Source organism: Rufibacter hautae (assembly GCF_008271695.1).
Taxonomy (GTDB): domain Bacteria; phylum Bacteroidota; class Bacteroidia; order Cytophagales; family Hymenobacteraceae; genus Nibribacter; species Nibribacter hautae.
Window position 1 is genome coordinate 1867192 of sequence record NZ_VKKY01000001.1, and the last position, 14483, is coordinate 1881674.

At 53.2% G+C, this 14483-nt stretch carries 11 protein-coding genes; 4 read left to right on the plus strand and 7 right to left on the minus strand.

Translation table 11 applies throughout. The features are described from left to right. Nucleotides 1-68: 68 nt before the first annotated feature. Both FOA19_RS07230 and FOA19_RS23310 read right to left on the minus strand, forming a co-directional pair. Nucleotides 69-788, minus strand: a complete 720-nt coding sequence (locus FOA19_RS07230; protein WP_149090071.1) for a M15 family metallopeptidase — start codon at nucleotides 786-788, stop codon at nucleotides 69-71. Beyond that, a complete protein-coding gene (locus tag FOA19_RS23310) occupies nucleotides 785-949 on the minus strand; it encodes a hypothetical protein (protein WP_190300310.1) in 165 nt (54 codons plus the stop codon). The genes FOA19_RS07230 and FOA19_RS23310 overlap by 4 nt, the downstream gene beginning before the upstream one ends. A gap of 406 nt (nucleotides 950-1355) precedes the next feature. Between FOA19_RS23310 and FOA19_RS07235 the strand changes: the two genes are divergently transcribed. Continuing rightward, nucleotides 1356-4229: a M16 family metallopeptidase gene (locus FOA19_RS07235; protein ID WP_190300311.1), complete on the plus strand. Its 2874-nt coding sequence runs from the start codon at nucleotides 1356-1358 to the stop codon at nucleotides 4227-4229. Nucleotides 4230-5263: 1034 nt separating this feature from the next. Further along, the gene (locus FOA19_RS07240) at nucleotides 5264-5965 is read left to right on the plus strand and encodes a hypothetical protein (protein ID WP_149090073.1); all 702 of its coding nucleotides are present in this window, start codon (nucleotides 5264-5266) and stop codon (nucleotides 5963-5965) included. Between the two features lie 52 nt (nucleotides 5966-6017). Here FOA19_RS07240 and FOA19_RS07245 read toward each other — a convergent pair whose 3' ends face one another. Beyond that, nucleotides 6018-8732, minus strand: coding sequence for a TonB-dependent receptor plug domain-containing protein (locus FOA19_RS07245; protein WP_149090074.1), 2715 nt, complete (start codon nucleotides 8730-8732; stop codon nucleotides 6018-6020). Between the two features lie 199 nt (nucleotides 8733-8931). Between FOA19_RS07245 and FOA19_RS07250 the strand changes: the two genes are divergently transcribed. Both FOA19_RS07250 and FOA19_RS07255 read left to right on the plus strand, forming a co-directional pair. Beyond that, complete coding sequence (locus FOA19_RS07250; protein WP_149090075.1) at nucleotides 8932-9249, plus strand: thioredoxin family protein; 318 nt, start codon at nucleotides 8932-8934, stop codon at nucleotides 9247-9249. Nucleotides 9250-9256: 7 nt separating this feature from the next. Then, entirely contained in the window at nucleotides 9257-9499 is a 243-nt protein-coding gene (locus tag FOA19_RS07255) for a DUF6952 family protein (RefSeq protein ID WP_123127022.1), read from the plus strand. 83 nt (nucleotides 9500-9582) lie between these two features. Here the strand turns inward: FOA19_RS07255 and FOA19_RS07260 are convergent, their stop codons facing one another. The 4 genes from FOA19_RS07260 to crtD form a co-directional block, all read right to left on the minus strand. Then, nucleotides 9583-10191, minus strand: coding sequence for a TetR/AcrR family transcriptional regulator (locus FOA19_RS07260; RefSeq protein WP_149090076.1), 609 nt, complete (start codon nucleotides 10189-10191; stop codon nucleotides 9583-9585). A 235-nt stretch (nucleotides 10192-10426) separates the two neighbouring features. Further along, nucleotides 10427-11035 carry a TetR/AcrR family transcriptional regulator gene (locus tag FOA19_RS07265; protein WP_149090077.1) on the minus strand — a complete coding sequence of 203 codons (609 nt, stop codon included), beginning with the start codon at nucleotides 11033-11035 and terminating at the stop codon, nucleotides 10427-10429. Nucleotides 11036-11302: 267 nt separating this feature from the next. Continuing rightward, on the minus strand, nucleotides 11303-12745 hold the full coding sequence (locus FOA19_RS07270) for a hypothetical protein (protein WP_149090078.1): 1443 nt from the start codon (nucleotides 12743-12745) through the stop codon (nucleotides 11303-11305). A gap of 162 nt (nucleotides 12746-12907) precedes the next feature. Further along, nucleotides 12908-14395, minus strand: coding sequence for a 1-hydroxycarotenoid 3,4-desaturase CrtD (gene crtD, locus FOA19_RS07275; protein WP_149090079.1), 1488 nt, complete (start codon nucleotides 14393-14395; stop codon nucleotides 12908-12910). Nucleotides 14396-14483 lie beyond the last annotated feature (88 nt).

Consider the following 14483-nt stretch of genomic DNA (forward strand, 5'->3'; position numbering starts at 1 on the left):
CGATCACGCCTCCCGTTTCTAGTCTGTTTTCAGGAAAAGAGCCTTGGAACAGCAGCTTCCTTGAGGGCCTACTGCTTCATCTTCTTCAGGTCCTCAAACCGAATATCCATAAGCGGATAATTGGGCCAATCATTAAAGTCATAATGCCACCATTCATTGTGGAAAACGGTGAATCCGTGGCGCTGCATGGTGTTGATAAGCAAGGCGCGGTTCTTCTTCACCTGCGCAGACACGTGTGGATAATCTGGGTGCGACTGTTTCACCGTGGCATCATACGGCGTGGGCATCTCCAGTTCTTTTCCGTCTTTGAGGCTGATAAGGGTCAGGTCCATGGCGCAGCCGCGGTTATGGCGAGACCCATTTTTAGGATTAGCCACGTAGGCTTTCCGTTTTACTTTTTTAAAGAAAAGCTCTGTGACATGGTATGGGCGGTAACCGTCATAAATCTTCAGACCCAAGCCTAGCGGTTTCAGTTCTGCTTGAATCTTCTTTAGGGCATCGGCTACGGGTTTGCGGGCATAAGCAGTGGAAATGGTATATACTGGCTCTTTTACCAGGTTATCTGCCGTGGCATATTTGATGTCCAGTACTAGTCCTGGTATGTAGGACTGCAGTTCCACTAACTCCTGCTTGGGGTCTTGGGCCACCAGTTGCTGGTACAAGGCAGTAGAAGTCACTACGGGCAATCCATACTTGTTTTTAGCGATGGCCAGCGTAGCCGGGGCCTGTGCCCAGGCATGGATAGTGGCTACAAACCAAAAAAGGAAAAGGCAGAGATGTTTTTTCATTTGCGTCTATAGACCACGTACGCCAGAATACCAGATACCAGAAAGGTGAGCAGCCGCAGCCACTCTATGCGGCCGGTAGTGAAATAGGTAAGACAAAGGGCAGTCCAGGCGAGCAGCGTACCAAGGATAAAGAGAAATAAGATAAGCCTTCTGTTTTTCATGTAGGTGTAAGGTGAAGCCGGACACTATCAGTGGCCCGAGCATGACTTTTCTTTTACTTTGCCTCAACAACTATTCCCCTGAAAAAACTCATTTTTCAACTCTTTTTATAGAAGGAGGATCAAAACGGCAGATGAATGCAGGGAGGAAGAAGCTTTAAATATAGATAATTTCTAATATGCACGCAGCACGTTGCCAGCAAAGGATCAATCCTGCTCTCTTTGCTTGTAGCTGCTACACTTATTTCAAGTGCTTTAACGGTATTTTCCAGAAAGAAGGCCTAAAACAGAAAGGAAACCTACAAGGAAAAGGAAGATGTTGGCTGTAATAAATATCTATTTTCCCCTACTAATAAACGGGTCGTTAGTGGCCCCAATTAAACGAGAGAACAAACCCTTTTCCCTTACCATGAACAGAAGACTAAAAGTAGCGTGCTTATCTGTCTTGCTGGGCAGTATGGCCGTGAGCCCTGCCCAAAGCGTGTGGGCGCAGGCCGCTAAGAAACCTGCCGCCAAAGCCACGGCCAAATCCTCCGCCGCTACCCCGCAATTCGATCTGAAGTCTGAGAAGTACAAGCTGGCCAACGGCCTGGAGGTGGTGTTGCACCAAGACAAATCAGACCCGAAGGTGGCAGTGGCCATCATGTACCACGTAGGCTCTAACCGCGAAAAACCGGGCCGTACGGGTTTTGCGCACTTCTTTGAGCACATGCTGTTCCAGAACTCAGAGAACGTGGGCAAGGGCAACTTCATCAAAGGCGTAAACCAGATTGGTGGCACGTTCAACGGCGGTACCTTCACCGATGGGACCGTGTATTACGAGGTGGTTCCCAAGGATGCGTTGGAGAGAATCCTCTGGATGGAGTCTGACCGAATGGGCTTCTTCATCAATACTGTTAGCGAGTGGGGCCTGGAGAACGAGAAGCAGGTGGTGAAAAACGAGAAGCGCCAGCGTGTGGATAACCAGCCTTACGGACACACCAACTACGTGATTTTGAAGAACCTGTACCCAGCCAGTCACCCGTACAACTGGGAGGTGATTGGGTCGCTGGAAGACCTCCAGAACGCTACCTTAGATGATGTAAAGGAGTTTTATGAACAGTGGTACGGTGTGAATAACGCCACGCTGGTACTTACCGGAGACTTTGAAACCGCCGATGCAAAGAAGCTGGTAGAGAAGTATTTCGGAGAACTGAAGCCTAGGCCTGCGGTGAAGCCTTTAACCCCAATGCCAGTCAAACTGGCGGCTACCAAGTCGTTATTCCACGTGGATAACTTCGCCAACCTGCCGGAGCTTACTATGGTGTACCCTACGGTAGAACAGTACCACAAAGACTCTTACGCCCTGGACATGCTGGGCAGCCTCTTGTCTGATGGCAAGAACTCGCCCTTTGAGCGCATCATTGTGGAAGAGAAGAAACTGGCGCCGGGTGCCTCCGCCGGCCAATCATCAGCCGAGATTGCCGGTACCTTCCGGGTGCGGGTGCGTGCCTTTGATAAGAAGGATTTGGACGAGGTACAGGCCGCCGTGTTCGCCGCTTTTGACAAGTTTGAGAAAGAAGGCGTGAACGAGAAAGAACTGGAGCGTCTGAAAATCCGCCAGGAAACTGCTTTGTACAACGGTATCTCCAGCCTCCTGAACAAGGCTTTCCAACTGGCCCAGTACAACGAGTTTGCCGGGGACCCCAGCTTCGCGAAGAAAGACATTGCCATGACTCAGGCTGTGACCGCGCAGGACATCATGAACGTGTACCGTAAGTACATCAAGGGCAAACCGTACGTGGCTACCAGCTTCGTGCCCAAAGGCCAGGAAGATCTAGCGCTGAAAGGTGCCGTGAAAGCCGAGGTAGTGGAAGAGAAAGTGGTGGCTGGCGCCGAAGGAGCCAACACTGGCAAGGAACCGACTACCTTTGCGAAAACGCCGTCTAAAATTGACCGCAGCAAGATGCCCGAGCTGAGCAAAAACTTCAGCTTCAAAGCCCCCGCCATCTGGACCTCGCAGCTTAAGAACGGCATGAAAGTGTACGGCATAGAGCAGACCGAATTGCCGCTGGTGCAGTTCAGCATCCAGATCAAAGGCGGTATGCAGCTGGATGATTCTAAGAAGATAGGAACCGCCTCGCTGGTAGACGCCATGCTCATGGAAGGTACCAAAAACAAGACGCCGCAACAGCTGGAGGAAGCCATTGGGCAGCTAGGCGCCTTCATCAACGTGAACTCGTCTTCAGAAGACATCACCATCTCGGGCAACACGCTTTCTCGCAACTTTCCGCAGGTGATGAAACTGGTGGAGGAGATTCTGCTGGAGCCACGCTGGGACGAAGCCGAGTTTGCCAAAGCCAAACAGGCCAAGCTGAACCAGATCAAGCAGAACCAGGCCAACCCGGGCAGCATCGCTTCCCTGGCCTTCAACAAAGTGTTGTACGGCGAGAACAGCCGCTTTGCCTACCCAACCATCGGGACGATGGAAACGGTGCAGGGCATCACGCTGCAGGACTTGAAAGATTACTACCAGAAGAACTTCTCGCCGAGCATCGCCAGTTTCCAGGTGGCCGGGAACGTGAAGCAGGCCGAGGTAGCTAAAGCCTTGACGGGTCTAGAGCAGAAATGGGCCGCTAAAAACGTCAGCCTGCCTACGCCCATCACCGCTACTAATAAACCTGCCGCCCGTCTGTACTTCATAGACCAGCCAGACGCGAAGCAATCGGTGATTTACGCCGGTTACCTGGCCGTACCAGTCGGTTCTCCGGATTACGCCGCCTTGCAGGCCATCAACCACAAACTGGGTGCCGGCTCGGCCTCTACCCTGTTCAACGTGCTGCGTCTGCAGAAAGGGTACACCTACGGGGCCGGATCGGGCTTCTCGCGCCGTCCAACCGCGCCTGGCATGTTTGCCGCCTCTTCCAGCGTGCGCACGAACGTCACGAAGGAATCATTGCAGACCCTAGATGAGATCCTGAAAACCTACGGCACCAGCTACACCGAGCAGGACCTAGCCACGACCAAAGGCGCCTTGATCAAGGAGACTGCGCTGAGCTACGAAACCCTAGGCAGCCTGGTAGGCTTGCTGGAAAACATCAGCACCTACAACCTGCCCCTGGATTATATCAAGCAGAACGAGTCCGCTATCCAGAACCTGAGCTACACCCAGGCCAAGAGCCTTATCAACAACTACATTGACCCTAGCAAAATGGTCTACGTAGTGGTGGGCGACGCCAAAACCCAATTAGCGGGCCTCAAAGACCTGGGCTTGGGAGAGCCCGTAGTATTGCAGAACAAGTAAGCCAGAGAAACCTTCTTGGTTCCCAAAAGCCCGTTGCCCATGCAGCGGGCTTTTCTTTTGCTTCTGTTTTAGGGCTGTTTTTGAGGAAATGCAAGGGAAGCGTGAACCCACCCTACCCCTTCGAGGAGGGGAATTCTGGAATGCGTCAGGAAGTAGTTGAGCCGCAGTTCTGGTTGTTGGTGATAACACCAACAACGGCGTCCATGTCAGCTTCATTCCCCTTAGTAGTAGCATTTGCTCAAAAGACCTCGTAGCGTCCGGAGTTCATGCAATTGTCTATACTCATGACTGGTAACTAGTAGGAACACCTCTTGTGGGTGCCCTTGCAGATAGCTATTGGTTATCGTGGAAGACCCGTTTGAGACAAGGCAGTGCCTGGTCTCTACATGACCAAATTACCCAACCTAACGCCACAGCAATCTGTTTCCTGCGGCAGGCCGGGGCGAAGGCCTACAGTGAGGCCGAGGCACGGCCTGCCGCACGGAGGAACTGTCCGAATGGCAGTGGCCTGCGTTGACTATAAAACAGATAGCTTTAGCCAGGTGATATCTTAACTGAAGCCTCACTGTCCGAGCGTCAGCGAGTTTGAGGGTTCTTGATTCTTTTGGTTACTTTTCTCATCAAGGAGAAAAGTGACAAACACCCGCAGACCGCGACTGCAGTCCTGAGGCTTGGTAAGGAAGGAAGTAGGAAGTAACTACCTCCAAAGTGCCTTTGAGGCTGACGCCTCACTGCAGTTGCAAACTGCAGACCATGGTAGGTCCAAGTTGAAAACTTGAACCAGAGAAAGAGATATAATAATAGTTGCAAAAACGAACCATCACCAATACTCATCAAAGTGACGACGAATGAGCCGGGAGCCTACCTAAATCCCTTAAGGCCTGTTTCCTCAAAAACGCAGCAAAAACTCACCTTAAGCCCAAAGCTTTTCTGTTAACTCCCTAGAGCAAGAAACCGTACGTTGTGTATAAGCCAATCAAGCCCCATCTTTGCCGTCTGTAAGGCGCCTGAGGCGTTGGTTTACAATAATACCCATGATAAAACAGAAGTCATATTTCGTCCTGCTGGCGCTTAGCTTTTTCACGTGGGCCTGTGAGCCGGAGAAATTGGAGCGAGGCAAGGAAATGGCCGTGGAGGCCGAACGCCATAAGGTGAAGCGCATCACGCAGGAAGACATGGAAAAGCAGGCCCTGCTAGCCGGCGATACCATTATCAGGTTGGTGGAGGGCGCTTTTCTGCAGTTAGCCGAGAGCCAGCCCAAAGAGCAGGCCTTGTTTGTGGCCCAACCAGACAAACTGCCTACGGTGAACAGCATCCTGCAACGCTACAACGCCACCTTAACCCGGCAGGCTTTTAGCTCTGAGAACGAGGCCAAACAGTTCCTGACTCAGAACCAGCTTCTTTCCGAGGCCGGAAAACCGGTGCCGCACGTGGAACTTCAGGTACGAGAGGGCCTTTTCCAATACCAGCGTCCTATTGAGATCAGGAGAAGGAACTGCGCCAGTTGCGATGAACCCAGCCTGCTAGATTACACCTCCTCCACCCTGGATCAACTGCGGGTGTTCTCAGCACAGGGTCAGCCCGACGGGTTTGAGGAAGGTCAGGTAAGGGGCGTCTGGACCATCTCTTTCCCGCGCAAGAAAATCATTGAGCACATCACCCTTAAGACCAAGCCTTCTAGAAGGGGCCGAGGTGGGTTCTTCGGGAGTAAGCCCGATTCTGCCAAATCTCAATAAAAACGATAGGTAACCTGTTTTGCCTCGGTTTCTCCAAAATGAGGCAAAAACCTTATTTCACCTGGAACGTGGTGGTCAGATACCCCAATTTTCCGGTAGGCGTCATGCCTTCCAGAACAGCCCGGTAAGTAGATTTCTGGTCGGCGGTGAAGAAGGTGATCTCGGCTTTACCGGTGGCATCGGTCTTAATGTTCGGGCTCCAGACAAGCGTGGTGCGCAGGTCTGGCATGACCACGTTACTGGTATCTGGCTTGTCATAACGGGGCAGGTAGAATTCACGCGCTTTCTGGAAGTACAGCCCCTGGTAGGTAGCCATGCCCGGCATTTTCCCTGATGTGCCGGGTTTGTCGCTTTTGTCGGGTCCTCTTTTGGTGGTGATGGCAATGACCCCGTTTCCGCCGCGGGAACCGTACATAGCCGAGGAAGCACCCGGTTTCAATATCTCCACGGCCTCTACCTGGCTGGGGTTTAAGGATTGGATAAAGGAGGCATCTGTTTGGGTACCGTCCAGCAGAAACAGCGGCTGTCCTCCACCCCGCATGCTCACCATGCCGTTGCTCACCTGCAAGCCGGCTACCCGTCCCTGCAAGCCTTGTATGATGTCCATGCCACGCGGAAGTTCAGATCCTCTCAACACCCTATCGGCGGTGGAGTGCAGGCTTCCAGCAGCGGGTTTGAATTCCTCCTGCTTCTTCCCGCGCACGTTCACCTGCTGCAGCATAATGCCGCTCTTTCCGGAGAACTGGTCCAGTTTCAGCTGCTCGCGGTTGCGCTGCAGGTACGCCCATACTTCATTGGAATACGGCGCCGGGATTGGTTCATACGGCACCTGTGGGAAGGCTTGGATTTGCGGCAGGTTGTTGTCTAATTCCACAAAGGCGCTGGCCACCCCTTTGGCCGACTGAACCGTGATGGTAGAGGTATCCGGGAAGCTGGCCAGGCTGAACTGGAACCTTCCCCGGTCATCGGTCTGCAGTTTGATGGTGGCCATGGGGTTGTTGCCGTTCATGAGCATGATGTCTGAGTAGGCATCCGGCTGGCCGGTGATTTTGGTAACCGTACCGCTCACGTATAAGTCCCGCTCGGCACGGTACTGCAGCTGTGGAAACTTATCCTGCAGGATTTCCTTCCAGACAAACCGGCGCCAGCCTTGGGTGAGCAGCAGGTTATCCAGAGCGAGCACCACCTCGGGCGCAGCTGAGCTGAAGTAATACGAGGGTTCTTCCACGTGGCCTTTCAGGTCTGAGCTGAGAAGCAGGTAAGACATCAGATTAGCCGCGTGCGGTGAAGGGGTGACGGTTTTCTGGTCGGTGATGGCTAGGGAGAAGTTGCCGGCCACAGGGGCACCGGTCTCGTCCTTCGCCTGCAGTTGCATCGTCACTTTCTCGCGGGGTTTGTAGGCAGGCTTGTCTGGCGTGAGGGTCATCTGTACCTGCGGAGCGTGGTTCACAAACACCAGCCGCTCGCCCAGGGGCTCACCGGTCTCAGAGAAGACCGTGAACTGCACCAGGCCTGAGGGGAACTTGCTTTTGGGCACTTCCATCTGGAAAACCTCCTGCGCAACCGGGCTAGAGGCTGCGTACAAGACCTCACCCCGTACCTGGGCCACCAGGTGCAAGGATTTGGGTTTGCCCACGCTGTCCTGCTTAAAGCCCAGGCTATAAAATTTGACCCTGATATTAGGCCCCGTTTTGCTGTCTACTGAGAAAACAAAGCCCTTTTTCTGCGGAACCGGCAGCGGGTATTCCTTCGCTATGCCTTTGGGGGCCGTGATGCGGGCCGTGTACTGTTGGTTGGCCTCGGGGATAAAGCCTACCCGGCCCATCCCAAATTTGAGCGCCTTGAAGTCCACTACTTTCTGGCCCTGCTGGTTGTAAATGGCGCCTTGCACATCTTTGCCCAGACCGTTGGCATCCACTGCTTTGAAGCCTACCATGTTCCAGAGGCCAGCTACCAGGTTGCCGCCTTCGGGGAAGAATTGCACATCTAACTGCTCTTTGGGCATGGGAATGGCAATGGTGCGGTTCAGGTTGCCGGCTTGCTGTTCTATGGCCAGGAAGATTTTGGGGCTTGTGGTTTCATCGTGCGGCAAGAACAAACGCAGGAAGGTTTTCCCCTCGGTGGAGGTGGTGGCCTTTTTGGTGCCTCCTTTTTTATCGAAGTTGGTAGAGTAGGAAAAGGTGGTTTGCGCCAAAGGCTTTGCCCCGTAGTTTTGCAGGCGAAGGTTCACCAGAACAGAATCGCCGGAGGGTTGGGGCTTGAAGGTGAAAGCGGTGGTGGTGACTACGTCGTTTTTGCGGGGACTCCAGACGGTGATGTTCTGGTGGAAGAAGTAGGCCTCGTCAAAGTTCTGCATCCAGCTGGTGTAGGCACGTAAGCGGTAGGTCCCCTCGGGCATGTCATCGGGCAGCGCGAAATCGCCGTTTCCTTTGCCTTTGTCCAGCCGCACCACACTGGTTTTGTAGAACGTGTTGTCTGGGGTGATCAGCTCTACGTACAGTACTTTGCTCATGTCATTGGGCACGTGGTCATGCGCGTTGACCAGGTACGCCTTGAACCAGATGTCCTCGCCGGCGGCGTAATACGGTTTGTCCAGGTGCAGGTACACTTTCTCCTGCGGGTATTTGGCGTGCAGCGTGGTCAGTTTGGCTACTACCCGGTTGATGACCTCGTTCTGTTGCCAGGCCGGCGGCGCAAAGGCAGCCAAAAGGCCTGCCAGGGCCAGCAGCAGAAAGAAAAAGCTTTTAGGGAAACGGTGGAATGACATACAGCAAGAAGGATTAAGGCCTGGGAAAAACACCTGCGCTTGGGAGCCACCGGTGCTTTCCAGAGACAACGTAATTTACTTCGGTCTTTTACATAATAAAAGTGGCAGGCGTATTTTGGGCTTTATTTCTGAAAAAGAGGCTAAAAGCGTTAAATTTGCGGAGGATTTGATTTTTTAATGTACCTACATTTTTAAGAGTATGGCTATTATTCAAGCTACCGATACAGATTTCCAGGATGTGCTCAAAAATAACGAGCGCGTGGTGGTGAAGTATTTCGCCGATTGGTGCGGCAACTGCCGTCTGTTTTCCCCTAAGTTCAAGCGCATGTCTGGCAACGAGGAGTTTGCGAACGTGGCTTTCGTGGATGTGAACGCGGAGACCAGCCCCGAGGCCCGCAAACTGGCCGGCGTAACCAACCTGCCTTTCTTCGCGGTGTTCAAGAACGGCGAATTGGTGGAAGGCGCTGCCACCAGCAAAGAAGATTTTGTAACCGAAATGGTTCGTAAACTAGCCTAATTTTCCCATGAAGATACCAGCCATTAAGAAACTGGTGGAGACGCAGACCATTGACAGCCTGCGCGAAGCCGAGGAGCAACTAATCAACGAAGAAACGCCCGCCTTTGAGATTGAAGGCGCCGACGAAGGCGAGAAACTGACCCACGTATTTGGTGCCATCTGGATCCTGAACCACATGGGCGACCATAACACTGATTTCAAAACCGCCCTGCGCGAGTTCACCCAAAAGGTGCGCATCTCCATCAGCTAAGATGGCAGTGTTGCCCATAGAACTAAAAAAGCCTGCTAACGTCATTTAGCAGGCTTTTTTGTTAAATAGTATTTAAAACGGGTTTACTTCAGCTTGGAGAAAAAGTCCTCGGCGGTTTTCATGGCTTCCTCCGTGCAGATGCCGCGTATGTAGTACAGGAATACACTCCGGAAAACCTCAGAGATGTCAAACCTGTCTGGCGGGAACGTCAAGGGGTTCACAATGAGGCCCAACTGCTCCAGCATGATCTTGGTCACCAATTGGATGTTTAGGTCCTGCCGGAATTCTTTCTGCAGCACGCCCGCGTTGAGCAGGTTATACAGCAGGTGCGTGGTATAGTCATTGGAGTGGTTCCAATACAGGTTCCAGGCCGTTGGGTAGGTCTGCTGGATTTCCATGAGCACCGTGGGCTGCGAGGCACGCAGCGTGTCAAGGCCCAGTTTCACCACCAGCAGCAACCGCCGCAAGGGGCTGGGTTCCCCCGCGAAAATGCGCTCATGGTCCTGCTTACGGGATTCCAAATCATATTGCACCACCTGGGTGACCAGATCTTCCATTCCCTTGAAAAACTCCCGGAAAGTGGCCGAAGAAATATCAACACGGTCCAGGATCTCCTTCTCGCTGAGGTGGGCCACGCCCTCCTGCCTGAAAAGATTGAGTACTTCCTGTAAAACGGTTTGCTTAAATGTCATCTATAGTCTGAAAAATCGGGTTAAAACCAGATAATGGCGCGCGGTTCAATGTTTTACGAAACGCAAAGATATTACTTTCTTTTCTAGCAGATATATGTCATCTATAGTCTGAAAAATCGGGTTAAAACCAGATAATGGCGCGCGGTTCAATGTTTTACGAAACGCAAAGATATTACTTTCTTTTCTAGCAGATATAAGTACTTTCCGCGGAAATGCACAAAAAACCGGCCAAAGGCTAAAGCGTGAAGCTAGAGAAAAAGTTCTCCAGTTCTTTGTTGCCTTTCTCGGTGGAGATGCCTTTGAGGTAATACAGGAAAATGCCCCTGAACACCTCAGATAAATTGTAGCGGTGGGGCGGAAAAAGGGATTGGTTCAAAAGGATATTGATCTGCTCCAGCAACACTTTGGTGACCACCTCAATGTTGAGATCGGGCCGGAAAACCTGCTGCTGAATGCCTTTGTTCAGTAAGTCATAGAACAGGTAATAAGAATGCATCTGGGCGTGGCGCAGGTACAGGGTCCAGATGCGCGGGTACAGGTACTGAATCTGGACAAAGAAGCTGGGATTGATCTGCTGCAACTGCCCCACGTGCTGTTTAATGACCTGCATGATCTTGCCAATGGAATGGTCCACCTCCAACAGAAGCTTGTCTTGGATCTCTTTCTGCTCAGAGAGGTAAAGCTCCACGGCCTGGCGCAGGAAGTCTTCTTTATCGGTGAAAGACTCGTTGAAATCCTCCACAGATAAACCAAAGTTCTGCATGAGCTGCCGCTCTGTTAAGTCTTTGACTCCATTGGCAGAGAAGGAGCGCATGGCCGTGCGTAAGAGCTCGTCCTTGGTCATTTTCTGGGGCCGTTTACAGGGTTAGGGGGTAAACAAATATAACACTTTTCAGATAAGAACAAAGCCTTGCCAAAAGTGGATAAAGGTTATTCTGTATCTCAGATAATTCGCTTTGGAGACTAGTATATCGCTGATCATCAGTAGGTATAATCTGGATTATGACCCTGAGAAAAGAAGAAAATACAGGGGTTATCCACAGCCATTTATAAACCGATTTTGCAAAAATAGCCCCTAAACAGAAGGTGTACTGCAAATGGAAAATGCTGTTTACTGATGGTGGTATAGGGCTTTCTTTTTCCGGTAAATCCGCATGTAGACCTGCCCTTTCTTCACCTCATGGATAACCACCCAATGGTGCCTTAACTCGGCCAGTTCATAGTCATTGAAGCCGTTGAACACATTGGAGTAGAAGATGTAGGTCTGCCGGGTGAGGTCCTTGGCCGGGAACCGCCGGAAGTCATGGGTGAGGTCAGTATCTGCGGGGGCGGCCAGGTTAGGGAAATCGCTGCCTACCTCCTGCCACGGAATCTGCTGTTCATCCAGGTAGGTGATCATCTGGCGGCGGAGGTCAAAGTACGGCAAGTGGGCCAGCGTGGCATCCCAGCCTTTGGCCACTCGCTCGGGGTACACCCAGAAGTGCCCGCTGACCAGGCTCGCGGCCAGAATCAGGTACACCGTAAGCCCTACCCGCCGCGTCAGCACGTGGTCCAGCAGATGGACGGCCAGCAGCCCAAGCAAGACATAGACCACCAGCCAGTACCGGTGCCCGATGGGATTGGTAAACCACACCAGTACCGCAATCAAGGTCATTAAGGGGACCAGCAACAGAATGAGCAATTCCTTGGTGTCTTGGGAAAACTCGTTCCGTATCCGCCAGAGCAAAATAAGTCCCGTAAGCCACAGACCCACCCGCCCGAAATCAATCAATCGCCAATTGATCAGAAACAGATTGCGGGCAAATTCCTGGGCGCTGACAATGCCCGCATACGTGCTCCAGTCTGAGGAAGGCGCGTACCCCACCCACCCGAAATGCCGGTAATGCAGCCACAGCCAGAGAAGCAGCAGCAAACCCGCGGGCACGTACGGCAGAAGCATTTTGCCCACCATCTGTAAAGCCAGTTTGCCGTTATCCTGCCAAAGCAGCAGCAGATGCGTGAGGAACACCGCCACCAGCATAATCTGGCTTCGGGGGGTGTGGATGGCCATGAACGCCAGTGCCACGGCAAGGAGCATAGGCCTATGCTGTAACATGGCGTTGAGGCACACCAGGTAGAAAAACAGCAGCACGATGTCTGGGGCCACCTGTGCGCTTTGGGCCAGCAGCGTTGGGTCCAGAAAGATGAGGAGCATGCCCAGGAACACCCAGGGAGTAGGCAGGAACCGCCGGACTAGCAGATACACCTGCCATACAATGCCCAGCAGGAAAGGCAGCATGAGGAAGTGGCTCACCGACACGGTTTTCCCGAAGAGATGCCAGCCCGCCGCCAAATACATCCCGAAGAGCGGCGGATAGCCCGCCAGCTGCTCCGGCACAAACAAGGTGGTGAACTGGGTCTGATAGTACCACTGCCCGTATTTAGAGGCCAGCAGAATACTGTCCCAGAAGAAGCCATTATCCTGCACATACCACGTGAGCCACGCCATGAGCCCCGCAAAGGGAAGCACCACGGGCAGCGCCTGCCGAACCGATGAAGCAAAAGGCGTTCTCAAGCAGTTTCTGGATGCGTTTTAGGGTGACGGATTTATAGTACAGTGTCTGCAAAGAACAACAATTGCCCCAGAAAAACCACTCGTAGCCTAGGGTAATCTTCAAGGTCCGAAGCCAGATTTCAGCCTGTTTTCAGAAAAGGAGCTTCAAACGGAAATCCTGCCTCAGGCCTGCACCTCAGCGCTCGTCACTGGCACCAAATCGGCCGCTATCTTGGCGGATAACAGACACAGCGGAATGCCGCCACCCGGGTGAACGCTGCCGCCTACAAAATACAGGCCTTTGAGTTTATTGGTGAAATTGGGGTGCCGCAGGAAAGCCGCCATCCTATTGTTGGAGGAACTGCCGTACAAGGCACCGGCAAAAGAAGAGGTATCGGCTTCAATGCCGCGGGGGTCCCAGACCTTCTCCACCGTGATCAGCGCTTCCAAGTCCACACCCAAAGCTTGGCTTATTTTTCTGATTACCTGCTGCCGCGTCTGCTGGATGAGTTCTTCCCAGTTTTGGCCGGCATTGTGCGGCACGTTCACCATCACAAACCAGTTCTCGTGCCCGGCGGGCGCGTCTTCTGGGGTGTATTTGGAGGTGATGTTCACGTACACCGTGGGGTCCTCGGCAATGGTGCCTATCTGGAAGATGTGTGCGAACTCCTGCTGGTAGTCCTGGCTGAAGAAGATGTTGTGCAGGTCCAGCTCGGGAAAGGTGCGCGAGATGCCCCAGTAATAAATGAGCGCCGAGCTGCTGCGCGGTTGCCGCAAGGTTCTCTCGGGGGCCGGTTGCTGGGGCAGCAGCTTGCGATAGGTAGGCACTACATCCATGTTGCTGACTACTACCTCGGCGGCATACGTTCCCTGCGCCGTGCGCACGCCGGAGGCTCGACTTCCTTGGGTGATGATTTCTGTTACAGGCTCTTTGTACCTGAACTGCACGCCCAACTCCTCCCCCAGCTTCACCAGGCTCTCCGCAATAGCGTAGATGCCGCCCTGCGGGTAAAATGCGCCTATGTTGAATTCCAGGTGCGGAATGAGGTTCAGGGTGCCGGGGGCTTGGTAAGGGTCAGAGCCGTTGTAGGTGGCGTAGCGGTCTAAGAGCTGCACCAGCCGTGGGTCTGAGAAGGCGCGGGCGTTGGCCGCGTGCATGGTGGTGGTCAAGCCCAACTCGGGCAAGGCTGGCAGCGTCTTCAGCACATCGGGGCTGAGGTAGGTGTCCAGCTTGTGCAGCGATTTGTGCAGGAACGTATTGGCGGTGGCGTGGTACAGGCGGGCCACTTTCTCCAGGTGTCGGTGCAGTTGCTTTTGCGGGATGCCCAATTTGGTTTCCACCTCGCGGGCGAAATCATCGGCGGCGGCATGGGCGGTGAGGCGCGTGCCGTCGGGCCAGAAGTACTGTGTGACAATGGGCAGGCGCTGGTAGTTGAAGTAGTCTTTGGGATTGCGGTTGGCCAGCGTGAAAAGCTCATCCACCAGGTGCGGCAGCGTGAACAGCGAGGGACCAGCATCAAACCGGTAGCCACCCGGTAAGGTGAACTGCGTCATTTTTCCCCCGAAGGAGGCGTTGGTTTCCAGCACCGTCACGGCGTACCCTTTCACCGCCAGCCTGATAGCCGCCGCGATGCCACCGATGCCCGAACCAATTACTACTGCTTTTGCCATATCGCCAATCTACGCAGTTTCGCGCTTTTTCCAGACCATAACCTGTTCCACGGGTAAAAGTTTGGAGGAATCTCCTCGTACTTGATGC